The 25,134-nt window shown below is 41.4% G+C and carries 20 protein-coding genes; 11 read left to right on the top strand and 9 right to left on the bottom strand.

Translation table 11 applies throughout. The features are described from left to right. Positions 1-2 precede the first annotated feature (2 nt). From AC3E9U_RS08780 to AC3E9U_RS08805, 6 genes are all read right to left on the bottom strand, one after another. Positions 3-1,046, bottom strand: coding sequence for a polysaccharide pyruvyl transferase family protein (locus AC3E9U_RS08780; protein WP_488746527.1), 1,044 nt, complete (start codon positions 1,044-1,046; stop codon positions 3-5). 23 nt (positions 1,047-1,069) lie between these two features. Then, complete coding sequence (locus AC3E9U_RS08785; protein WP_488746528.1) at positions 1,070-1,729, bottom strand: CoA transferase subunit B; 660 nt, start codon at positions 1,727-1,729, stop codon at positions 1,070-1,072. A gap of 2 nt (positions 1,730-1,731) precedes the next feature. After that, positions 1,732-2,436, bottom strand: a complete 705-nt coding sequence (locus AC3E9U_RS08790; protein ID WP_488746529.1) for a CoA transferase subunit A — start codon at positions 2,434-2,436, stop codon at positions 1,732-1,734. A 73-nt stretch (positions 2,437-2,509) separates the two neighbouring features. Beyond that, positions 2,510-4,810: a penicillin-binding protein 1A gene (locus AC3E9U_RS08795; protein WP_488746530.1), complete on the bottom strand. Its 2,301-nt coding sequence runs from the start codon at positions 4,808-4,810 to the stop codon at positions 2,510-2,512. Position 4,811: 1 nt separating this feature from the next. Beyond that, entirely contained in the window at positions 4,812-5,303 is a 492-nt protein-coding gene (locus tag AC3E9U_RS08800; RefSeq protein WP_488746531.1) for a gliding motility lipoprotein GldH, read from the bottom strand. Next, entirely contained in the window at positions 5,287-6,648 is a 1,362-nt protein-coding gene (locus AC3E9U_RS08805) for a PSP1 domain-containing protein (protein WP_488746532.1), read from the bottom strand. The genes AC3E9U_RS08800 and AC3E9U_RS08805 overlap by 17 nt, the downstream gene beginning before the upstream one ends. A 471-nt stretch (positions 6,649-7,119) precedes the next feature. Here AC3E9U_RS08805 and AC3E9U_RS08810 point away from each other — a divergent pair, with 471 nt between their 5' ends. The 5 genes from AC3E9U_RS08810 to AC3E9U_RS08830 all read left to right on the top strand — a co-directional run bounded on the left by AC3E9U_RS08810 (position 7,120) and on the right by AC3E9U_RS08830 (position 12,988). Next, positions 7,120-8,412 carry a TolC family protein gene (locus AC3E9U_RS08810; RefSeq protein WP_488746682.1) on the top strand — a complete coding sequence of 431 codons (1,293 nt, stop codon included), beginning with the start codon at positions 7,120-7,122 and terminating at the stop codon, positions 8,410-8,412. Positions 8,413-8,423: 11 nt separating this feature from the next. Next, positions 8,424-9,488 (top strand): HlyD family secretion protein, encoded by a 1,065-nt coding sequence (locus AC3E9U_RS08815; RefSeq protein WP_488746533.1) that lies wholly within the window; start codon positions 8,424-8,426, stop codon positions 9,486-9,488. Between the two features lie 3 nt (positions 9,489-9,491). Next, positions 9,492-11,060: an efflux MFS transporter permease gene (locus AC3E9U_RS08820; protein ID WP_488746534.1), complete on the top strand. Its 1,569-nt coding sequence runs from the start codon at positions 9,492-9,494 to the stop codon at positions 11,058-11,060. Between the two features lie 64 nt (positions 11,061-11,124). Continuing rightward, positions 11,125-11,826 carry an ion channel gene (locus AC3E9U_RS08825; RefSeq protein ID WP_488746535.1) on the top strand — a complete coding sequence of 234 codons (702 nt, stop codon included), beginning with the start codon at positions 11,125-11,127 and terminating at the stop codon, positions 11,824-11,826. Positions 11,827-11,872: 46 nt separating this feature from the next. After that, a complete protein-coding gene (locus tag AC3E9U_RS08830; RefSeq protein WP_488746536.1) occupies positions 11,873-12,988 on the top strand; it encodes an AI-2E family transporter in 1,116 nt (371 codons plus the stop codon). Between the two features lie 97 nt (positions 12,989-13,085). Here the strand turns inward: AC3E9U_RS08830 and AC3E9U_RS08835 are convergent, their stop codons facing one another. From AC3E9U_RS08835 to trhO, 3 genes are read right to left on the bottom strand one after another with little or no spacing between them, the layout of a single operon-like run. Then, positions 13,086-13,316: a ferredoxin gene (locus AC3E9U_RS08835; RefSeq protein ID WP_488746537.1), complete on the bottom strand. Its 231-nt coding sequence runs from the start codon at positions 13,314-13,316 to the stop codon at positions 13,086-13,088. After that, complete coding sequence (locus AC3E9U_RS08840; RefSeq protein WP_488746538.1) at positions 13,316-14,557, bottom strand: peptidase U32 family protein; 1,242 nt, start codon at positions 14,555-14,557, stop codon at positions 13,316-13,318. The genes AC3E9U_RS08835 and AC3E9U_RS08840 overlap by 1 nt, the downstream gene beginning before the upstream one ends. Then, on the bottom strand, positions 14,557-15,915 hold the full coding sequence (gene trhO, locus AC3E9U_RS08845) for an oxygen-dependent tRNA uridine(34) hydroxylase TrhO (protein WP_488746539.1): 1,359 nt from the start codon (positions 15,913-15,915) through the stop codon (positions 14,557-14,559). The genes AC3E9U_RS08840 and trhO overlap by 1 nt, the downstream gene beginning before the upstream one ends. Positions 15,916-16,198: 283 nt before the next feature. On the opposite strand from trhO, the gene cax reads away from it, so the two are divergent. From cax to AC3E9U_RS08875, 6 genes are all read left to right on the top strand, one after another. Continuing rightward, on the top strand, positions 16,199-17,305 hold the full coding sequence (gene cax / locus AC3E9U_RS08850) for a calcium/proton exchanger (RefSeq protein WP_488746540.1): 1,107 nt from the start codon (positions 16,199-16,201) through the stop codon (positions 17,303-17,305). 303 nt (positions 17,306-17,608) lie between these two features. Next, on the top strand, positions 17,609-18,757 hold the full coding sequence (locus AC3E9U_RS08855) for an efflux RND transporter periplasmic adaptor subunit (RefSeq protein WP_488746541.1): 1,149 nt from the start codon (positions 17,609-17,611) through the stop codon (positions 18,755-18,757). A gap of 2 nt (positions 18,758-18,759) precedes the next feature. Then, complete coding sequence (locus AC3E9U_RS08860) at positions 18,760-21,924, top strand: efflux RND transporter permease subunit (protein WP_488746542.1); 3,165 nt, start codon at positions 18,760-18,762, stop codon at positions 21,922-21,924. Continuing rightward, positions 21,917-23,284 (top strand): efflux transporter outer membrane subunit, encoded by a 1,368-nt coding sequence (locus AC3E9U_RS08865; protein ID WP_488746543.1) that lies wholly within the window; start codon positions 21,917-21,919, stop codon positions 23,282-23,284. The genes AC3E9U_RS08860 and AC3E9U_RS08865 overlap by 8 nt, the downstream gene beginning before the upstream one ends. 327 nt (positions 23,285-23,611) lie before the next feature. Next, positions 23,612-24,616, top strand: a complete 1,005-nt coding sequence (recA, locus tag AC3E9U_RS08870; protein WP_488746544.1) for a recombinase RecA — start codon at positions 23,612-23,614, stop codon at positions 24,614-24,616. 93 nt (positions 24,617-24,709) lie between these two features. Then, entirely contained in the window at positions 24,710-25,126 is a 417-nt protein-coding gene (locus AC3E9U_RS08875) for a hypothetical protein (RefSeq protein ID WP_488746545.1), read from the top strand. Positions 25,127-25,134 lie beyond the last annotated feature (8 nt).

A 25,134-nucleotide genomic window follows, 5' to 3' on the forward strand; every position in this document is an offset into this window, starting at 1 on the left:
ATTTATGCCTGCTCTGTTTTAACCTGACCCATTTTTTCCTTCACGAGCTTAGCTATGTTTTCCTTTACAGGAATAAAGGTTTTCTTGTTTTCGAACTTGCTGTTCCATTTAAATTTTTCGCCTTTTTGAAGTAGGTCGGTAGTTAGAATTCCTTTGTGATTTTCTACTACATGGAAATATTCCTTGATACCGTTCAAACGGCAGTAACTCACCTCACCGTCATCCGGAATATCAACATATAGCATCGGTGTACCCATGGATAAACTCGGTAAGGCACAATGGATTCTCGAGGTAACCACAAAATTCGCCTTGGCATACTGTCGCAACAGATCTTCACCGTAAGCAAAAATTTCATCCTCGTTCTTAAATTGACTTGCCGGAATGAAATGCTTTATATACTCCGCATTTATAAGTACGTTATCATCAAAAATCTGTGAATAGGATTTATAGAATTCCATTGTTTTCCACCAGCTTTCCCAATCCCCTTTCTTTTTGAATTTTTTTCGGATGGCATTAATAGTGGAAAACTTAGTTAGTAACAGGCCGATATTTTTAAGTCTGTTCTTCTTAAAGCGTTCCTTTCTGTATCTCGGATCCACAAAATAGATCTTGTCTGACTTTTCTTCTGACTTAAAAGTATCTCCGATTGTTAAGGTCAGACATCCTGTATAAAAAGCTTCAATACCTAATCCCTTTAAGAAATCCATCGTAAAGAAATCACGGCAGCCTACTGGCTCGTTAGCTTTATAAAAGTCAATTACCGCTTGGTTTTTGGCAAAAATTTCCTGAACCGTTACGTTAATATGATGCGATACTATGACCGGTTTGATTTTATCTGACGGCGGAAAGTTTTCGGGTGTCATTAAGAACCAACCATTCATGATCAGTTTCATCTCTTCACCGGCATAGCTATTCAGATGCTCCCTGTCCACATAAATAAAATTGCTCTTATCGTTTAAAAACTGTTTTGCAGCAATACTCTGGACATAATCGCCAATGTTCAAATATCCATCCGCAAATTCATACGTCATTAATCCATCTTTCATAATATCTTTTTTTTATAATGTTATTAATCAATTATCATTTCAGGAACATCTCCCTCAATGATTAATTCGGCTTCGGTAGCCTTGATGATCTCTTCCACAGAAACGCCGGGCGCTCTTTCAAGAAGTTTGAATCCTTTTGGCGTAACTTCCATAACGGCCAATTCGGTCACTACTTTTTTCACACATCCAACTCCTGTTAAAGGTAAAGTACACTTTTTAAGGATTTTGGATTCACCTGCTTTATTTACGTGCATCATGGCCACGATGATATTTTCTGCAGAAGCTACCAAATCCATGGCGCCTCCCATACCTTTTACCATTTTGCCCGGAATTTTCCAATTCGCAATGTCTCCGTTTTCTGAAACTTCCATTGCTCCTAAAATCGTTAAGTCGACTTTCTGCGCACGGATCATCCCAAAACTGAAGGCCGAATCAAAGAAACTGGCTCCCGGTAATGTGGTGATGGTTTGTTTTCCGGCGTTGATGATGTCCGCATCTTCTTCCCCTTCAAATGGGAATGGTCCCATACCCAATACTCCGTTCTCACTTTGGAATTCAACAGAAATATCATGACGTACATAATTCGCAACCAAAGTTGGTATACCGATTCCTAAGTTTACAAAGTAACGGTCTTTTACTTCCTTCGCAATACGTTTTGCAATCTGATTTTTATCTAAAGCCATGGTTATTCTTCTCTTTTACGGGTTGTACGTTGTTCAATTCGTTTTTCAAATTTCTCTCCCTGGAAGATGCGTTGCACCATGATTCCCGGAATGTGGATTTGGTTCGGATCTAAAGTTCCTGCCGGCACTAATTCTTCTACTTCAGCAATAGTGATTTTTCCGGCACCCGCCATGCAACTGTTGAAATTTCTGGCCGTCCCTTTGAAAATAAGGTTTCCGGCTTCATCGCCTTTCCAGGCTTTTACGATCGAGAAATCGGCTTTATATGCCAATTCCATCACGTGCATTTTACCATTAAACTCACGTACTTCTTTTCCTTCAGCCACTTCGGTACCATAACCTGCCGGTGTGAAAAAAGCAGGAATTCCAGCTTGAGCCGCACGGCATTTTTCGGCTAGGGTTCCTTGCGGAGTCAATTCCACGTCCAATTCGCCGCTTAACATCTGGCGTTCGAATTCGGCATTCTCACCCACATAAGAAGAAATCATTTTATTGATCTGACGTTTCTGTAACAACAATCCCAATCCGAAATCATCAACGCCTGCATTATTGGAAATACAGGTTAATTCTTTTACATCTTTTCGGACAAGTTCGGCAATACTGTTCTCGGGGATTCCGCAAAGTCCGAAACCACCCAACATGATGGTTTGCCCGTCATTTATATCGTGTAATGCCTCCTGAACATTACCTACTTTTTTATTAATCATATGGTAATTGCGTTTGTTTAATTTTGGCCTTAAAAGTATAAAAAAAACGCCTTTTTTAAAAGGCGTTTTCTATTTAGAAATCGAATTCCTCGGTTTGTGTCTCTTCCTCGACGGCGAGACTGTCCACTACGGCTTTTCTAGGCGTATAACAATCTACCTTGATCGAGAAATTTTCCGGTTTTTCAAACGGTTTTTGAGAAATATTCAGTGTCTCATCTTCATAACATTTTTTCATAAAAATCCCCCAAATAGGTAAAGCCATGGTAGCTCCCTGTCCCATATTGGTCTGTTCGAAGTGCGCTGATCGGTCTTCATTTCCGACCCATACTCCCGCACATAAATTCGGCACCATACCAATAAACCATCCGTCGGAATTGTTTTGCGAAGTTCCCGTTTTACCGGCAATCGGGTTTCTCAAATTATAAGGAACACCGGTCACTCTCGCCGATTCCGGAGCGCTTCCCCAACGTAAACGGGAACCCGTTCCGTATTCGGTAACTCCTTCCATCAACTTGATCATGGTATAAGCAATGTCTTTACTCATTACGTCTTTAGATTCAGGTGTCGGTTCGTATAAAACCACACCGTTTTTATCTACAATTTTCGCAATTACCTGAGGTTTCATATAAACTCCCTGGTTGGCAAATGTACTGAAAGCTGCTACCATCTGTTCCACGGTAATATCAACTGCTCCCAAGGCAATGGAAGGCTGAACCGGGATATCGGAAGTAACTCCCAATTTCTTAGTCATATCTACTACCGCTTCAGGACCTACTTTGTCAATAAGTTTTGCTGAAACCGTGTTGATGGAATTGGCTAAAGCCGATTTCAGATTCACCATTCCCCGGTAATTACCTGTTGAGTTTTTAGGTGTCCAGTCTGCATCGATATTGTAACGCCCTTTTGGCATTGTGAATGGCGAATCCATAATGGAATCACATGGTGACATCTTCAACTGTTCAATAACCGTGGCGTACAAAAACGGTTTGAAAGTAGAACCTACCTGTCTTGCCCCCTGTGCGACGTGATCGTATTGGAAATGCTTGTAATTGATTCCTCCGACCCAAGCTTTAACATGACCGGTCTGCGGCTCCATCGCCATCATCCCTGTCTGAAGGAAATGTTTGTAATATAAGATGGAATCACGAGGTGTTAACAGCGTATCTTTTTCTCCTTTCCAGGTAAAGATTTGCATTTTTGTCGGAACTTCGAACGATTTTATGATCTTTTTCTCATCAAAACCTTTTTCACTCATGATGCGCCAACGCTCCGTATTTTTCATGGAACGTTCCATGATCGATTTTGTTTCTTCCGCGGTAATCCCAACGAAAGGGGCATTTGGATTATCTTTCTGTCTTTTATTAAATTCCTGTTGCAGGTTCGCTAAGTGTTCCGCAGCCGCTTCCTCTGCATATTGCTGCATTCTGGAATCGATTGTGGTGTAGATTTTCAAACCGTCACGGTAAATATCATATTCCCCGTCACCGTCTTTTTTCGGATTATCTTTCACCCATTTTTTCATGAAATCACGCAGGTATTCTCTGAAATACGTAGCGCTTCCTTCAATATGACTTTCCGGAGTAAATTTTAAAACGATAGGCTGTGACTGGTAAAATTCTTTACGTTCCTTGGTTAAGAATTTATTTTTCTCCATTTGATGCAACACCACATTGCGTCGGTCGGTTACTTTCTTAAGACGACGCACCGGATTGAACAACGATGGGTTTTTCAACATTCCCACAAACATTGCCGCTTCATCTACGGTAAGGTCTTTTGGTTCTTTCCCGAAATATACTTTGGAAGCCGAACGGATTCCCACAGCCGTATTTACGAAATCAACCGTATTTAAATAGTGAGCAATGATTTCCTGTTTGGTATATTGTCTTTCCAGTTTGGTTGCAATGATCCACTCCTTTGCTTTCTGAATAATACGGAAAGGAAGGAATTTAGACCCTTCTCCGTGGAAAAGATTTTTAGCCAACTGTTGGGTTAATGTACTCGCTCCGCCGCTTCTTCCAAGGCTCAGCATAGCACGTAGCGTACCTTTGGTGTCGATACCGGAATGTTCGTAAAAACGCTCGTCTTCCGTAGCCACCAAGGCCTTCACCAAATGATCCGGTAATTCGGCAAATTTAACCGGTGTTCTGTTTTCAAGGTAAAATTTACCAATGGTCACTCCGTCGGAAGAAATGATTTCCGTCGCTACATTGGAATTTGGATTTTCCAGTTCGTCAAACGAAGGCATCGATCCGAAAAGTCCCCACGATGCAAAAAGGAAAAATAAAATCACGCCTCCAAAACAGTAAAAAAACAGTTTCCAGAATTTCTTTACGTATGGAGAAAAATCTTCTTTTTTATTATTGATCTGAGCCATTTTAATTCGTTTTTTCTATTCTAAAACCTACTTCCGAAATACCTTGCAGCTGCTCTACTCCGGCTACCTTTCCGGTTTCGCGCACTGCCTGCTGGATACTGACCACATATTTTCCCGGCTTGGAGAACTTAGTGTTTTCCTTGTACCAAAGTTTGTTTTCTTTTACATCAGAAAACCCTTCACCCATCAGTGTACCGTCCGGATTCGCCATTTGGTATTCCAAGGTATCTACTTTGGTGCGTCCGTCAGGCTGCAGCATGGAAACAATCAGGAACAGATTACTGTAAGGATAATCACTGTTATTTCTGATGTTTACAAACATATTGTAATCCTGAATCGTATCCTTCTGTTCAAAAGTAAACGACACTTTTTGTTTTTTATGCCAGGAACCGTCAATTTCACGGTATTCATCAAAAACCCTTTTTTTATCGCAGGAAAAGAGCGATAATGACAAGGCCAATCCAAAAATTAATAATTTATTGTTTTGAATCATTTTTATTGTTCGATGGTTTGTTTCTATTTGGTCGATGTCTGCGATTATTATTTTTTGGCTGTCCTTCCGAAGCAGGTTTGTTTTGCCCACCCTGTCCTTCCGAAGCAGTTTTTTTCTGTCCGCTTTGTCCTTCAGGAGCTGTTTTGCTCTGTCCGCCTTGTCCTTGTCCCGCCGCTTTGTTTTGTCGTTCACCCGAACTTTTTGATTTTTCTGCCTCAGCAGTAGAGCGTTTTTTGTTCGGACGTTTCTTTTTCTTAGGCTGATCAAAACGGGTCAAACTATCCTGTCCAACTGCATTTTGGAAGTTTTTCTCTTCTTCAACAACGGTTTCCACGGTATAGTCCTCTATGGCTGCGATACGTTTTTTTTCTTTGTTTAAGGCTACGATTTCTCGCACCTGCTCTACCTTTAAAACGTGCCATTGGGCAAAATTATTGGTATAGGCAAACCACATTAATCCTTTGAAGATGTCTACCTTCTGACAAAGCGCATCGCCTTTTTCAGTATATAACTTGGTTTCCATATCCGGAAAGTCTTTCAAGGCGTCCAGATACGTATCCAGTTCATAATTCAGACAACATTTTAACTTACCACACTGACCCGCCAGTTTTTGCGGATTCAATGACAATTGCTGATAACGCGCCGCCGATGTATTTACGCTTCGGAAATCGGTAAGCCACGTAGAACAGCACAATTCGCGCCCGCACGAACCAATTCCGCCCAAACGGGCTGCTTCCTGACGGAAACCGACCTGTTTCATCTCAATTCTCGTACTGAATTCCTTAGCGAAATCCTTGATCAGCTGACGGAAATCGACACGGTCGTTTGCCGTGTAATAGAAAGTCGCTTTTGAACCGTCGCCCTGAAATTCAATATCGGAGATCTTCATTTCCAGTTTTAAGGCGATTGCCAATTCACGTGCGCGAACTTTCATGGGTTCTTCCTTATCCCTTGCATCACTCCAGATATCGATATCTTTTTGGGATGCCTTTCTGTATATTTTAGGAACTTCACCTTCGTGGTTCACTCCCTTTTTCTTCATTTGTACTTTTACCAGTTCCCCTGTGAGGGTCACAATTCCAACGTCATGACCGGGAGAAGACTCCGTAGCCACGATATCTCCGATACTTAACGTTAATTTTTCAGGATTGCGGTAAAATTCTTTTCGTCCGTTTTTAAAACGAACCTCAACGCAGTCGAAAACCTCCTGTCCTCCGGGAAGCGACATATTGGAAAGCCAATCGAATACAGTTAATTTGTTGCAGCTATCGGTGCCGCAAGTCCCATTATTTTTACACCCCTTCGGTGCGCTACCGTCGGAAGTGGAACAACTGTTACATGCCATATTTGAATATATCTTGATCGTCTCTTTTTTTGACGAGACTACTGGTTCTTAATTAGATTTTGTGCGTAAAGATAGTGTTTTTTTATTTTTGGATTGAAGGGTTTAACGATAAGCTTGAACTCTACTTACTTTGACTGTTGACCCAATATGCCTTTTATTCGGAATTATTAAAATCGCAAGCTCAAAAAAACACCTGATCCAATTCTTTTTAAACCACTGAAAGCCATTTGTTTGCTGTTTTTCCGTTCAAAAGCAATTTCTGACTGCCTAACGACATCCGCAATCAATTTTAACAAGTAACAGAAGGTTTTTATTGTTAAATTATTTATATTTGATAACCAGGATATTAACACAGTTCCCCGTGTTTTTATTGTGATTCCTGAAAGCGATTTGTTATTAATATTTTAAAAAGTAAAAGAATTGATAACTAGTACCCTCTTACCACGCTTTAAACATGCTTTTGTGCTACTGATGGTTGCCTTATGCGGCATGGAAACCGGATACGGCCAGAATGACACTTTAGCAAATGTCCGCAGCATAACATTAGAGGAAGCGCTAAAACTCGGCATCGAAAACAACCGACAAATCAAAATCGCCAACACCGATGTGGCCATTGCCGACGAAAATGTAAGCCAGATAAAAATGGCTAAAATGCCGGTGGTCGGACTGAATGCAAATTACAATCATATCGGTAACCCAAAAATATACGAAGGTTTTTATGAAAAAAGCATTAGTGTGGATTACTTCGATTATTCAGCTTCTACCAACATTCTGGCCAGCATGCCTGTGTATACCGGAAACCTCATCAACAACCGGATCAGCCGTCAGGAACTCATCCGTCAACTGGAACAAGCCACAGTTAAAATGACCGAATCGGAAATCAAACTTGCCATCGTCCAGCAATATTTCACACTTGAAAAACTGTACCGTCAGATCGAGGTTACCAAACAAAATATCATCAACACCAATCTGAGGATCAAACAACTGCAATCGAGGGTTGCCAACGGACAAAACTTGAAAAGTGATCTGTTGCGAACCGAATTACAGCAATCCCGTTTTGAAGTTTCTGTATTTGAGGATACGAACAGTATCAAGCTGGTTAGCAATTATCTCGACATTCTTATCGGAATTCCGACCGATACCGTACTGAAACCGGAGCTGGCGGAAACCACGATTCCTATGGAAGAACTCGATTTCAAAACTTGTCAGGCGGAAGCCTTTCAAAACCGAATTGAAATCCAACAATCCGAGTTGAATGTAAAATTATCCGAATCTGCCTTAGACATTACCCGAAGCGGTTACAAACCCAATCTGTTTGCCGGTCTAATGCTGAATACACAATATCCCGCGCAATGGCCCGACTATCCCAACATTGTCAACTTCTGGTCGGCCGGACTTACATTGCATTGGGATATTTCCAGTTTTTATAATTTAAAACATCAGGTGAGCGGTGACAAACTGGACATCGACAAAAGCAAAACCATTTTGGACATCACCAAAGACCAGATCGACAAAGAAGTGAAAACGGTATTTGTCCGCTTCATGGAAAGCAAAAAAAACATAGCGACTTTTAAAAAAGACGTTGAGCTTTCACTGAGCAACTATCGAATTGTAAAAAGCCGATATGACAATGACTTTGCCTTGATCAGTGATATGGTCGATGCCGAATTACAGGTGAACGGTGCAAAAATCTCCCTGATCAATGCCAACTTAGATCTGATCATCCAATACTACACCCTTCAGTACACGATGGGAAAACTTTAAATGCAGCGATTATGAGCCAGGAAAATGCAAACAACGAAACAACTCAAAAAACGGAACAGAAAAGAAACCGGCTGCTGACGATTCTTTCCTTTGTTTTTCTGCTGGGCGGCGTTTTTTGGATATTGAGTTTATTTTTCGATTTCAGTCGGTATGAAACCACCAATAATGCTCAGGTAGAATCCTATATAAACAATATTGCGGCAAGGGCAAGCGGACATATAAAAGAAATCCGTTTCGAATCACATCAGCCTGTGCGTAAAGGCGATACGCTGATAATTTTGGATGATATCGAATACCGCATCAAAGTCAAACAAGCGGAAGCTGATTTAGCCGTTGCCGAAGGAAATCTGCATTCCCTGGAACAGAATATTGTTACCTCAGCATCCAAGCAGTCGGCCTCCAAAGAAAAACTGGCCGGTGATATGGCGGAACTGGAAAAAGCACGAAAAGACTACCAACGTTTTGAAAAAATGTTTGCCGATTCGGCCGTAACGCGCAACCAGTACGATCAGGTATTGGCAAAAATGAAATCTGCGGAAGCTTATCTCAAAGCCGGCGAAGATGAATTACTGGCCAGCGGTTCGGTAACCCAACAAAGCAAAACCAACCTGGAAGCCGCTAAAGCAACCGTTCTGCGAAAACAAGCCGATCTGGATGACGCCAAACTCAAATTATCCTACACCATAATAACCGCTCCGATCGATGGTTTTGTGGGCGAACGGGAACTTTCTGTGGGTGATCTGGTAAATGCCAATCAGGTTATTGCGTCCATCGTCTTGAAGCAAAAAATATGGGTAATCGCTAATTTCAAGGAAACTCAGGTGGAAAAATTTAAGGTCGGACAACCCGTTACCATTTCGATTGATGCGCTTGACGATAAAGAATTCGATGGTAAAGTAGTTGGTTTTTCACCGGCAACCGGATCCAAATTTTCAATGGTCGAACCGGATAATTCCACCGGGAATTTTGTGAAGATAACCCAACGGATTCCCGTAAAAATTGCATTCAATGCCGGCGCAGAAGAACTACAGGAAGTAAAACCCGGTATGAACGTAACTGTTGAAGTAAAAAAATAAACCATGTTCGGAATTAAAAAAGGAAGCATTTTTACTCTTGTCGGACTTTATGTTCTGACCATTCCCTTTTTTAATACCCTGAACGTTACCGCATACGATAATTCACAGATATTAGGACACTTCGGAGAATCGACCACGGCATTCACCTATTCGAGTTATATTCCGGCTTTTGCCATGTTGGCGTTTTTGCCTTTAGCCTTAAAGATCTCCAAACAACTTCCGCTGCGGACGATGGTCTTATCCGTTAGTTTTTTGTCGATAGTATTCAATACCGTTTCCTTATACACTACATCCATTGTGTGGTTTACGGTTTGGCGTTCGCTTTTATCCATCATTTCCATCGTCGGAATATTTGCCACCATGATTCCCATCATCCTGAAATACAATCCGGCATTCAACATGGCGATCATGTATGGTATTATGCAATTTATCCTTCAGGGAAGCCAGCATATTTATAAATATATGGGTACGAATTTCACCAGTATTCACGACTGGACTTTCAGTATCTATTTTTTGAATATCAATTTTCTGATCGGAATTGCGCTGGCCTGGATTTTCTACAAAAAAGATGTGGCACCGATGAAAGGCGTTTTTCAGTTCGACTGGAGAGGCTGGTTCCTGATCGTCTTGTTCTTCACCGTTATACTGTTTCTTTGTGCCGAAGGACAGACCCGTAATTGGTTCAATGATCGGAAAATTGCCATTTCAGTTGCTTTTCTGTTGGTTATCATCGGAATTTATATTCTTCACACCCGTTTTACCAAAGACCCGATCATTGATCCGGATGTTTTCAAATACCGGAACGTAGCCATAGGATCTTTCCTTTATTTTTACATCGGAATAATGAACGGAACGGGAAGCATTGTGGCCGGATACATGTCCAATGTCCTTGGTTTTGATCCTTTATATGAAGCAAGAACAAACTTGATCATACTGATTGGGATTTTCATTGCCATTCCGCTATCAACCTATCTTTTATACAAACGGACTTATATCGCCACAATCTGGATTATGGGTTTTGTCTGTTACGGACTGTATCACATCATGCTCTTCTTCCTCTTTTATCCGGAAGTCAGTCCCTCCGATTTTTTACTGCCGCTCATCATCAAAGGACTGGCAGTCGGTTTTCTTTATCCGATATCGGCGCTTTACATTGCGGAAGGTGTTTCCAAAAAATTAGGCGATTCCCGAATGATGAGTGGTGTCATTTGTAGAATTATTTTCGCCACGATGTTAGGTGGTGCGGTTCTGGGAACATTGATTTCCAACGCGAATATTCAGCATAAAACCGGTTTGAGTCAGCAGCTATCCCACACAAATCAACTTGCTGAAGATCAGTTAATTCAAACAAAAAACGTATATTTACTGAAAGGATTGTCGGAAAAAGAAGCACAAAAAAAGGCCGAAAAAAGTCTTTCCAATCAAACATCCCAAGCCGCAATCCTGCTTGCATACAAAGATATTTATCTGGCAATGGCTGCCATTTGTTTTTTACCGGTTTTGATAATTCTGTTATTCCGATTGGGAAGAAGGCCGCTCGGAAGCGTTGAAGTCGAACCCATACCTATTTAAAGACAGCTCGCTCTTTTTGATTTTTTGCAATTACGGATTGATTTCCATTTAAAAATAAAACCTTATGGTCAAAGCAAAAAAATATCATTTATTCAATCATTTATGGGATAAAGAAGACGGGCTTTTTAGCATGCTGGTTTTGCTTTTCATCATGCACTTCCTTTTTATTCCGTTGTTTGGCAGCTATTCCTTTTTAAAGTTAGCCATGCAGATCTTTTGGGTACTCTTTCTTTTGTCGGGTATTTTTGCATTGGAAACCACTAAAAAGCAGGCCAAGCTGATTTCCATTATTCCTGTTTTGTTTGTAGTCGTTGGCTGGATCAGTCTTTTCGATACCAGTAATTTCATAGTAGTTTCAGACTTCGTCCTTTCGATCGCAGCCCTCTTACTATTAATCACATTGGTCCTTATAAAAGTATTTGAACCCGGGCCCGTAACTATATTCCGGGTAGTAGGATCTGTGGTAGTTTATATGCTGATGGCAAGCCTCTGGTCTATCATTTACCTATTTCTTTACCAACGTATCGAGGGCGCATTCCAGGTTACCCTGCCGCCATTTGAACGAAACAGCCTGGAAGCCAATTTTTTATATTTCAGTTATATCACTATCACTACGACAGGTTATGGAGAAATTCTTCCGCTTCATCCTTTTGCACGCTCCATGGTACAGTTGGAAGCCATCTTCGGCGTGCTGTATCCCGTAATCCTGATCGGACGCCTGGTATCAGACAGCAATACCCCTGATCTCAGAAAAAACAAAACATGACGAATCAACTTTTATCCGTTTCACTAACTTTTAAAAACCAAAGGGCATGAAAAACAATTCCGAATTTAATAGCAAAACGCTATTCGACCTCATCCTACAGTTAGGAATGATATTCCTTATCATGGGATTTTGTATTAGGCTACTACTACCTTTTATGATGCCTATCCTTTGGGCAATCATCTTTGCCATTATGATACACCCCTTATATAATTTTGTCCAGAAAAAATTAAAGGGACGCAGAGGTCTGGCTTCTTTTTTAATAATAACGGTCATATTGCTGCTTATCATTGTGCCTACCATTACTTTTTTCAATTCGGTTGTAGGCAGCATTATTGATGTAAAAGACCAAATGGAAGCCGGCACCTTAAAAATAGACACTCCAGCCGAAAAAATGAAGGACTGGCCCATTATCGGAGACAAAATATACAACTTCCTCCATTCGGCATCGGTTAATATTGAAAAAGCCGTGATGGACTACAAAGAACAAATAACGGAAGTTTCCAAAATAGTATTGGGAAGCATTGTCAGCTCCGGTCTTACATTCCTTCAAATCATCCTCTCGCTTATTATTGCCGGATTCCTGATGACGTCCAAAAGCTCTCAAAACCTGGCCACAGATTTAATCATGAGAGTCGCCGGACCCACAAAAGGAGAAGAAATTATAAACATATCGGTATCTACCGTATATCAGGTGGTGAAAGGAATTTTAGGCGTAGCGGTAATACAGACGATCATCCAGGCCTTTGGATTGTTTCTCTGTGGTGTGCCTTTTGCGGGTGTCCTCACCCTGATCTGCCTTATATTATCCATTTTACAAATCGGTCCCATAATAGTCAATATAGGGGTAATCGTTTATCTTTTTTCAAGTGGCGACAGTACTACTACCGCTATTTTATGGACAATATTTTTCGCGGTGAGTGGACTATCCGACAATATACTGAAACCACTGCTTCTGGGCAAAGGGGCTTCCGTTCCGATGCTGGTTATTTTCCTCGGGGTTATCGGCGGATTCATGATGTCCGGATTTATAGGTTTGTTTGTGGGTCCGATCGTATTTTCCATCGGCTACCGATTATTTGACGCCTGGATGCATGAGGGAAAAGAGACTGTAAAAGAAACTTCACCTGTTGAGGGAGAATCGTACGAAGGGGTTGAGCTCTGAATCTGATTTTCTGCGCCAACTAAAACTATTTCATAAAAAAACCTGCCCCGTATTTATACAGGACAGGTTTTTTAATTTGTATTGCGGTATTTTTGTCTCAGACCTCCTTTACCGAAATTATTTTCACCGGGCAGGCTTTTTCTGCCAGTTCACAATTTTCAACGATAGAATGATCGGGCGATTTTAAAGTATGAAATCCTTTGGTGTCTACTGATTTCAACAACACCGTTTTCCCGTCTTTTTTCGACATCTGAAACTGCGCCGGCGCCATTTCCACACAATAATTACAACCAATGCATTTGTCTCTTTGTAAGGTGACGATGACCATTAGTTTTCAACGATTTTATACATTTTGTCCGATAAACGGATACGGAACGGTACTTTCAGCGTACAACTGTCGCCTTTTGTTGCTTTGTCAGAAGCGTGATCGTTTACCAGCATTTCTTCCAAAACCAATTCCTGTGCTCCGGTACTCGGACCTGTAATCAAAAGTTTATCACCTTTTTTGATATCGTAGGCTTCAATCTTAAATTCGGCCACATTGGATTTCGGGAAATAATGCATCCCTTTTCCAACATAAACTTTTTTCTGAGTGGCACTCGATCCAGGATTATCAGACCATTCGCCTAATTTTTGTCCTAAATAATAGCCTGACCAAAATCCGCGGTTATAAACAGTTGACAAATCCTCCATCCAAACACCGATTTTTTCTTTGGTAAATGTCCCATCATAATACGAATCAATGGCGTCGCGGTAGGTTTTGATCACAGTGGCAACATAATCTGCTGCTCTTCCGCGGCCTTCGATTTTCAGTACTTTAATCCCTGAATCGATTACCTGATCCAGAAAATCAATCGTACACAAATCTTTGGGCGACATCATGTATTCGTTATCGATCTCGATCTCAAATCCGCTTTCCTGATCGATCACCGTATATTTTTTACGGCAATTTTGTTTGCAGGCTCCACGGTTTGCCGATGAATTGTGCGAATGCAGGCTCAGATAACATTTCCCCGAAACCGCCATACATAAAGCTCCGTGCCCGAAGATTTCAATTTCCACCAGATTACCTGAAGGACCTATGATCTGTTCCTTTTCTATTTCATCCGTAATTTTCTTAACCTGGCGTAAACTCAGTTCCCGCGACAATACTATTGTATCGGCAAACAGACTATAAAATTTTACGGTTTCTATGTTGGTTACGTTCAGTTGGGTCGAAATATGCACTTCAATTCCCATCGTTTTCGCCGTCATGATTACCGCTTGGTCCGAAGCAATTACCGCAGTTATTCCTGCTTCTTTGGCTTTGGTCAGCAAGGTTTTCACCACCGAAAGATCATGATCGTAAATGATTGTATTTAAAGTCAGATAAGTTCTGACGTTTTTCTCGTTACAGCGGCGGGCAATCTCAGGCAAATCATCCATTACGAAATTTACCGTGGCACGCGCACGCATGTTTAACTGTTCTACTCCAAAATAAATGGAATCGCAACCATTGTCCAATGCAGCCTGCATCGATTCGAAGTTGCCTGCCGGAGCCATTAGCTCAATTCTTCCCGAGGTGGTCATTAGCTGATAACCTTGAATAATTTATCAGATAATCGAACTCGGAACGGAACGGCAAACGTAACTTTGTCACCCGGTTTCGCCTGAGTGGCTTCAGCTCCGTTTACGAACATTTTCTCTAAAATCAATTCTTCATTCCCGGTCGTTGGTCCCGAAATAAGGATTTTATCGCCAATATTAAGTTCTTGGTTTTCGATAATGAAAAGTCCTACTTGCGCTTTTACATAATAATGTTCTACTTTGCCAAGTACTACTTTTTTGATTTTTATTTTCTGACGGATTGTCTTTGGTTTTTCTGCTGTCGCAAGCACAATATCAGTCAGTTCACCTGATTTCTTGAATACTAAGGAATCTGCTTTCCCCTTTCGGAAAACTTTATTCCCTACCTGTATTCCTTTTCTTTTCTTTATTTGATCTACCAAAGGTAAACGGGTAGTTTCCAAACAATCCACGGAACAACAATTATCCATTGCTTCTTTACATTCATCGCATTGGATGAACAAAAGGTGACAAGCGTCGTTTTCGCAATTCGTATGATTGTCGCACGGTTTCCCGCATTGGTGACATTGTGAAATGATATCATCGGTGATGCGCTCTCCCAAACGGTGGTCGAATACGAAGTTCTTACCGATGAATTTGCTTTCCAGTTCTTCTTCCTTAATCTGTTTGGCGTAATTGATGATACCGCCTTCCAACTGAAAAACGTTTTTGAAACCCTGATGTTTAAAATAAGCCGAAGCTTTTTCACAACGGATTCCACCGGTGCAGTACATCACCAGATTTTTATCTTCTTTGAAGTCTTTTAACTGTTCGTTGATGATCGGCAGCGATTCACGGAAGGTTTCCACATCCGGCGTAATTGCTCCTTTGAAATGCCCCACTTCACTTTCATAGTGATTTCTGAAATCTACTACTATTGTATTTGGATCATCAAGAATGGCATTGAAATCTTTGGCATTTAAGTGTACCCCTTTGTTGGTTACATCGAAGGTTTCGTCATTCAGACCGTCAGCCACAATTTTGTGACGCACTTTTACGGTTAATTTTAAGAACGAGTGATCATCATGCTCTACCGCCACATTTAGACGGATGCCTTTCATGAAATCATAAGCTTCCAAAGTAGCACGGAAGGCTTCGAAATTTTCGGCTGGAACCGACATTTGGGCATTGATACCTTCTTTGGCTACATAAGTACGCCCCAAAGCATCAAGCTTGTTCCACTCAATAAATAAATCGTCTCTGAATTTTTTTGGATCTTCAATGTGCGCATAGGCGTAGAAAGACAACGTAAGACGCTGTTTTCCGGCTTGGTCGATAAGCTCGGCTCTTTCTTCTGCGCTTAAGGTGTTATACAGTTGCATGCTATAAACTTTAAGTGAGAAATAGTTGTTATGAATTCTAAATGGAAGAATTCCGGTGCAAAAATACACATTTTAGGATAATTTCAAAACAAATTGATTATCAGTATGTTACGATACAACATAAAAATATCACATTTTGTAAGAAATATTTTTCTCAAAGTTATTTAAATCCAAAACTTTCAGATAGTTGTCTTTCATCGATAAAAAATGCAAAACATAAGAAGAATCTCTCCTCTGTAAATTATTTCGCTATCTTTATTAGGCTGAAAACCAATTTTTTAAAATGAAAAAACTACTACAACCTTCTGTTTTTTGGCTTTTCATTTTTATTCCGATAACTATCGTATTGGAAAAAATGGCTGTAGGCGATTCGCTGATTTTTTTCTCATCGGCGCTCTCCATTATTCCCATTGCAAAATTAATTGGAGAATCCACCGAAAATCTCGCCCACTATACCGGAGACACCGTTGGAGGCCTATTGAATGCTACATTTGGCAATGCCCCCGAATTAATCATCGCTGTTATTGCACTGAACGCAGGTTTACATGAAATGGTACTGGCGTCACTCGCAGGAGCAATTCTCTCCAACTTATTATTGGCCACAGGTGTCGCTTTTTTCATTGGCGGCATGAAGAATCATGTTCAGGAATATAATCCGGTAACTATTCAAACTTATAATTCAATGATGTTTCTGGCCGTATGCAGCATGCTTATTCCCAGTGCCTTTCATCGTTTTTTTATTACCGATATGGGCACTATTTACAAAGAGAATGAGAGCAGTTTAAACATGTACCTTGCCATCGGTTTGTTGGCAGCTTATATCGCCTACCTTTTCTTTATGATCAAAACACACCCGGACCAGTTTAAAAGCATAAAAAAACCGACCGAAGAGCATGATGATGAAGAAGAACACGATATCTGGAGCAAAGGAAAAGCTTCCGGAACCCTCATTGCTGCCTCGGTTGCAGCCGCTTTCATGAGTGAAATTCTTGTGGGAGCCGCTGAAGGGACCGGAAAAGAATTGGGCATGAGCGCTGCTTTTATCGGAATTGTGTTTGTCGCAGTGATTGGCGGCGCGGCCGAAAGTCTGTCGGCTATTGCCATGGCAGCCAAAAACAAAGTAGATCTTACCATCGGAATCGCCTTAGGAAGTTCCATTCAGATTGCCTTGTTTATCGCTCCGATTCTAATATTACTGAGTTTTGTTGTCGGACCAAAACCGATGTTCTTAAACTTTAACCGGGCCGAAACCGGAGCTATGTTTATGGCGGTCCTATTGACGACGGTAGTATCTAACGACGGAAAATCCAACTGGTACAAAGGAATACAGATGATTACCCTATATATGCTCATTGCGTTATTGTTTTATTTCATTCCGGAACAGATATGAAACGTGACTAAATAATATTATAACATGATCAAAATCAACACATAACATCAACAAAATTATCATCCTATTGTAAGATTTTTTATATTTGTATACACCCCATACAGAATATTTTTTTAAGAATTCACAATGCCGCTCACGGCATTTTTTAAAGTTATTGCCCCATAAATATTGAAATTATTTCTAAAACTTAATTTTTCGGTTATCTGATACCTGGAAAAAGAAGTGCCCTTTGGTAAGTATATGCCCTTACCATGGTAAGAAATAATAGTTCGGCTATTAATAATTTTTAAAAATGAAACTACGATGAATGCTCTAAAAAAATCAAAAGTCTTGTTTATCCTTTTCTTCCTGTCATGTATTTGGATTTCCTGTAAAAAAGAAGAAAAAGTACCGCCACCGATACAAGTTCCATTTATAGTAGTCCAAAAAAACGATGTCCCGGTTTTCAGGGAATACCCTGCCCAGACTTTTGGGGATCTGGATGTTGATCTGGTGGCTCGTGTGGACGGAATTCTGCAGGGCATTCATTTCAAAGAAGGCGACAGAGTGCACAAAGGGCAACTTTTATACTCCATCGATCCCATCGAATACGACACCAAAGTTGAACGCGAAAAAGGACAGGTGGCCGCTTTTAACAGTAACTATGTAAATGCCGAAGAAGAATTAAAAAGAGTCAAACCTTTGGCCGAAATGAACGCGGTAAGTCAGAGAGAACTGGACGCAGCCATAGCCCGGGTAAAAACTACAAAATCCAGCCTGGAAAGCGCCCAGGCTAGTCTGAGAAACCAACAGATAGAACGCGGGTACTGTAATATTTATGCGCCGGTAGACGGTGTCATTGGTATCAGCAATGCCCGAATAGGAGATTACATTTCAAGAATAGGAAATACGGCGCATCTCAATACTGTTTCCAAATTAAATGAAGTGAGAGTGCGTTTCGCGGTCAGTGAAGCCTCTTTTTTACAGTATCAGAAAAAATTCGGAAAAACACATACCGGTCTCACGGATCTGGAATTAATTCTGTCCGACGGAAGTACATACTCCCATAAAGGGAAAATGAATTTCTCCGACGCCAGCGTGGATCCCTCCACAGGAACCGTCACGTTTGAAGCCCAGTTTCCAAACCCCGAAGGAATATTGCGCTCCGGACAGTTTGTAAAAATCCGTTTGGTAGTAAGCACACAAAAAGACGCCATCATAATCCCACAAAAAGCCGTCACCGAAATGCAGGGCATTTATCAGGTCTATGCCATTGACCAGGCCAAAAAAATTCAGGTGAAAGTGGTGGAAGTTGGCGAAAAAATAGGAACCGACTGGATCGTATCCAAAGGATTGGAATCCGGAGACCGCGTGGCAATAGTCGGCACTTTATTTGTTCAGCCGGGCTCAGTGGTTGAACCGGTGCCTTTTGCCGAAAACAGTGAAAAAAATGTCTCAAATCAAACGAATTAGTTATGGATAATTTTTTCATAAGAAGGCCGATCGTTGCCATCGTGCTTTCGATTTTAATCGTAATTATCGGGTTGATTTCACTTAGAGGTACTCCGATCTCAAAATATCCGGATATCGCACCGCCGATTATCAACATCAACGGTAGTTATCGTGGGGCCAATGCCATCAATGTGGAACAGGCCGTTGCCACACCTATAGAACAAAAGGTAAATGGCGTGGAGAACATGCTTTACATGCAGTCTACCAATGCCGGAGACGGAAATATGGGGCTTTCGGTGACATTTGATATCGGAACCAATCTGGATATTGCCACCATGCTTACCCAAAACAGGGTTGCCGAAGCCACACCGAAATTGCCGCAGGATGTTAGAACCACAGGGGTTTCCACAAAAAAATCGTTGTTGGTTCCGATGTTGCTTATTTCCTTGCATTCACCAAAAAACACCTATGATGCCGACTTCCTGAACAACTACGCAACCATCAACGTGGTGGATGCCTTAGCCCGTATCAAAGGAGTTGGAGAAGTTTTGCTTTATGGTGGTAGTAATTACGCCATGAGGATATGGATCAAACCCGATGTGTTGTCAAAATACGATTTGACTGCCTTGGACATCATGAACGCCATTCAGGAGCAAAACGCCATTGCTCCCGGTGGAAAATTCGGAGGACCACCTGCCAAAAACGGAAACGAATTCACCTATAATGTAATGTTGAGTGACCGATTGGTAATGCAGGAGGATTTTGAAAATATCATTATCAAATCGAATATAAAAAATCAGCAGATCCGACTGAAAGACGTAGCTACGGTATCCTTAGGAACTGAAAACTATTTTACTCAGGCAAGACTAAACGGTAAACCGGCGGGGGTAATCGGGATCAAACAAATGCCCGGTTCTAATGCCTTGGAAGTGGCAGAGAACGTAAAAAATACGATGGCCAAGTTAAGCGAACGATTCCCGAACGACTTAAAATACGATGTTTCCTTAGATACCACTTTAGCGGTTTCCGAAGGAATCAATGAAATTGTTCATACGCTAGTTGAAGCTATCATTTTGGTAATCCTGGTGGTTTTCATTTTCCTTCAGAACTGGCGGGCGACTTTGATTCCGCTGATTACCGTACCGATTTCATTAATTGGGGTATTCATGTTATTCCCCCTTTTGGGATTCTCAGTGAATGTACTTTCCCTTTTGGGATTGGTATTAGCAATCGGAATTGTGGTTGATGATGCCATAGTCGTCGTCGAGGCGGTGATACACCATATCGAACATGGTATGACGCCAAGAGAAGCAACAAATCAGGCTATGAAAGAAGTATCCGGGCCGGTAATCGCAATCGCGGTGGTACTTACGGCCGTATTCATCCCGGTAGCAATGACGCCGGGAATTACGGGACGATTGTACCAGCAGTTCGCCATTACCATTGCAATATCGGTTATTTTCTCCGCCATAAGCGCCTTAACGCTGAGTCCCGCTTTGTGCTCCCTGTTGCTTAAACCTGCCAAAGAACAGAAAGGATGGCTGGGCCGCTTTTACGCTGGATTTAACAAAATATTCGATTCGGTAACCGTAAAATACACGGGATTAGCCGGTTTTTTGATCAAAAAGGCGATGCGAAGCATGATTTTCGTCGGGATTGTTGTTGGGGTCGTAGTATTATTAGGTGCTAAAATCCCGACCGGTTTCGTTCCGGAAGAAGATGAAGGCTATTTCTATATCAATGTCGAACTTCCTTCGGCCTCGTCTTTGGAAAGAACCAGCGACGTCTGTAAAAAAGTGGAAAGCATACTTGCGCAGGACAAAAACATTGAATTCTATACTACCAATGCAGGTTTCAGTTTATTGAAAAACTCGAATGCGACAAACAACGCACTGATTTTCATTTCTCCCGTGGAATGGAGTCACCGGGATAAAAGTGTGGCCGAACTCATGAAGGAGCTGAATGCTAAATTCCAGTCGCAAATTACAGAAGCTACGGTGTTTGCCTTCGGGCCTCCTCCGATTGCCGGTATTGGGAATGCCGCAGGATTTACCATGATGTTGCAGGACAAAGGAGGTAATACACCTCAGTATTTGGCTGAGAACACCAAAAATTTCATGGCTGCGGCCAAAAAACGTCCTGAGATCGGAACCATACGAACTACATTCAATGCGAATGTGCCGCAAATTCGTCTGGAAATCGACCGTGACAAAGTAAAAGAGCTAAATCTTTCCCTGTCGGACGTAAATATGACCGTGGGAGCTAATCTAGGAGGACAATACATTAATGAGTTCAATAGATACGGCCGTCAGTATATTGTACTGATTCAGGGTAATCCGGATGAATTCATCAATCCGACCGATATCAGCAAAATATTCCTGAAATCGAAGGACGGCAATATGGTTCCGCTGTCTTCCATAGCCACTATCGTCCGTGAAACCGGTCCGGAATTTACAACGCGATTCAATTTATACCGTTCGGCGGAAATCGGAGGGACACCTGCTCCCGGCTACAGTTCTACACAAGCTTTGGATGCTTTGGAAGCAACAGCCAAGGAAGTACTGCCACAAAGCATGGGCTATGAATGGTCGGCCATGAGTTTTCAGGAAAGAGCGGCTGAAGGAAAAGGGAATGTGGTTTTCGCCATGGCGTTGATCTTTGTGTTCCTGATTCTGGCAGCACAGTACGAAAGCTGGAAACTGCCATTCAGTGTTTTATTGGGAACCCCGTTTGCGGTTTTTGGCGCTTTCCTGGGACTGTATCTCTGTAAATTATTCAGCCCGGACTATGTAAATAATGTTTTTGCGCAAATCGGACTAGTCTTGCTGATTGGTCTGGCGGCTAAGAATGCCATTCTGATTGTCGAATTTGCCAAGGCGGAATACGAGAAAGGTGAACCGCTCCTGGATTCGGCTCTGACCGCAGCCAAATTGCGTTTCCGACCAATCCTCATGACGGCTTTTGCATTCATCTTGGGAGTAGTGCCGTTATTGACAGCCTCCGGTGCCGGAGCACAGGCTAGAAAAGTTATGGGAACGGCGGTATTCAGTGGGATGCTGATCGCTACCATACTAGGGGTTTGTTTTGTGCCGGCGTTTTTTGTGATGATAGAAAACTTCGGAAAAAAGAAGAAGGAAGCTATAGCGTCTGAAAATAATAGTGAACCAAATGCTGCAAGCCATGATTAAGAGATATAAAATAGGTATTGTTATTTCCGTTCTGGCATTACTTCCTATGGGTTGTATGGTAGGCCCGAAATATTCAAGACCGGAGGAACAGAAAGCGGAAGCGTATAAAAATACGGAGATTCCCATCGACACGGCCAAATCTGTTGTCAATCTGAAATGGTTCGACTTATTTGACGACGATGTTCTCAAAGGCCTTATCAATAAAGGCATCGAAAACAATTATGATATGAAAATCGCTTTGGCCAGATTGGAACGCGCCCGAGCTGAATTAGGATATTCGAAAGCTGATCTGCTTCCATCGTTCTATTATCAGGGCACCGTAAACTCCAATAAAAAAGCCATCATCCCGTCGAATGTGAATGCGAATATGAATTGGGAGTTGGACTTCTGGGGAAAAGTACGTCATGAAAACAAAGCCTTCCAAGCCGAATTATTAGCCACGGACGAAGCCCGAAAAGTGATACTGACCGGAATTGTCTCCGACATAGCGGTTTCCTATTTTCAATTGAGAGATCTAGACAATCAATTGGACATCACGAAGAAAACCCTAATTGCCAGACAGGAATCCTTCAACATCATCAACGAACGATTTGTAAAAGGGTATGTTTCCGAAGTTGACAAAGTTCAGATCGAACAACAGGTAGCCATTGCAGAAGCCGGAATTCCGCGCATTGAAAGACAAATCTCTTTTCTGGAAAATACCATATCCATTTTATTGGGACAGATTCCGGGACCGATTGAACGAGGCAAATCCAATAATGATCAAAGAATATCTGCCGAAATTCCACTTTCGTTGCCATCACAATTGTTGGAAAACAGACCCGATATCAGAGAAGCCGAACTTCGCTATATGGCGGCTAACGAACGAATCGGTGTTGCCCAGGCCATGCGTTTTCCTTCGTTCAACATCGCCGCCATTGCCGGTTTTGCCAATTCGGAATTAAGCGATCTTTTTTTAGGCAGTTCTTATATGCAAAATGCTTCGGCGGGCGTCGTTGGTCCGATTTTTAACTTTGGAAAAAACAAACGCAGGGTGGAAATCTTCAGACAGGAAGCGGAACAATCCAAACTTTTTTATCAGAAAGCTTATCTGATTGCTGTTTCCGAAGTGGAACAATCACTAAAAGATGTAAAAACCTATAAAGAAGAATGGCAGGCTCGCAATAAACAGGTGATGGCGGCCAGAAAAAACCTTGAACTGTCGAATGCCCGATACTATAACGGCTATGTTTCCTATTTGGAAGTACTGGATGTTCAGCGTAACTTATATGAAGCCGAACTGGAACTTTCAAGACTGACGCAGCAGCAATTAAGTTCGACAGTAGACTTATACAGAGCTTTGGGTGGTGGCTGGAACTGATAAAACAGTTCGACAAATCCAATAGCCAACTATGGCCGCAGATTCACAAAAAGGCAATCCGCTGAATTTGTGAATCTGCGGCTAAATTATTTTATTGAAAACGACGATTTATACTGTCCGAAACATAAAAAAACAAAAGTGTAGTAAAATACTTTTTCGGAAAACGACCCCATTTCCCTCTTTTAACAATTTAAAAACTACAATGTTAACGGGTGCTGCATTACACTCTGCCGATAAACACCAATCTCCGTTAATTTTTAATTTCCCTTTGAAAATATCTTATTTGAAATTAAAAAAAAGCACTATTTTTACGCAAAATAGATAGTTATGAGTTCAGAAAAAGAAGCCAAATTAAAAGCCCTTCAATTAACATTAGACAAACTGGATAAAACCTATGGAAAAGGTACCGTAATGAAAATGGGAGATGCTGCCGTGGAAGAAGTGGAAGCAATTTCGTCAGGTTCATTAGGTGTCGATTTAGCCCTTGGCGTAAATGGTTACCCTCGCGGAAGAATCATAGAAATTTACGGTCCGGAGTCTTCGGGTAAAACCACGTTAACCTTACACGCCATTGCTGAAGCTCAGAAAGCAGGAGGAATTGCCGCCTTCATTGATGCGGAGCACGCATTCGATCGTTTTTATGCTCAAAAATTGGGTGTTGACATCGACAACCTTATCATTTCGCAGCCGGACAACGGGGAGCAGGCATTGGAAATTGCCGAAAACCTAATCCGTTCGGGAGCGATTGACATTGTGGTAATCGACTCGGTTGCTGCCTTAACTCCTAAAAGTGAGATCGAAGGCGAAATGGGTGATTCCAAAATGGGATTACACGCGCGTTTGATGTCACAGGCATTACGAAAATTAACCGGTACCATCAACAAAACGAACTGTACCGTTTTCTTCATCAACCAGTTGCGTGAAAAAATCGGGGTGATGTTCGGAAATCCTGAAACTACAACCGGAGGTAACGCGTTGAAATTCTATGCTTCGGTGCGTATCGACATCCGTAAATCGACCCAAATTAAAGACGGGGAAAATGTGTTGGGGAACCGCACCAAAGTGAAAATTGTAAAAAACAAAGTAGCGCCACCCTTCCGTACGGCAGAATTCGACATCATGTATGGTGAAGGAATTTCAAAAACCGGGGAAGTTTTAGACTTAGCGGTAGAATTTGAGATCATCAAGAAAAGCGGTTCATGGTTTAGTTACGGCGAAACCAAATTAGGTCAGGGACGCGATGCTGTAAAAGCTTTGATCAAAGACAATCCGGAATTAATGGACGAACTGGAGCAAAAAATTAAAGAGCTGATCAAAATCAACAACAACTAAATAAAAAAATCCCGGAAATTTTTCGGGATTTTTATTTTTTACACGCAACCTTTTGCCCTTAATTTCATCTTACTAGTAACAACAACCTATAAAATGAGAAAGATTTTTTTATTGCTTCTGATTCCTTTTCTTTATTTGTCCTGCAGTACTGAGCCGGAAACAGATGATGTGGCGTATGAATTGTTGCCTGTTAGCGAGGTAAATCTGCCTCAACATTTTAATGTCAACAAAGAAAACGTTATTAAAATAAAATTTGTAAGACCAACGGAATGCCACTCGTTTAACAAATTCTATTCTGAAAAAAACGGCTCCACAAATACCATTGCAGTTGAATCGACTGTGTTTAAGTATTCCAATGGAAATTGTGCTACGTTACAGAGTAATAATGTGGCAACCCAAAATTTGAAATTTACACCTACAGAGTTAGGAGAATATACGTTGAAATTTTGGAAAGGAAAAGATGCTAATGATGTTGATTTGTTTTTGACCTATACCATCGAGGTCGAATAAAAATAGAA

It is taken from the genome of Flavobacterium sp. 21.1 (assembly GCF_057801535.1).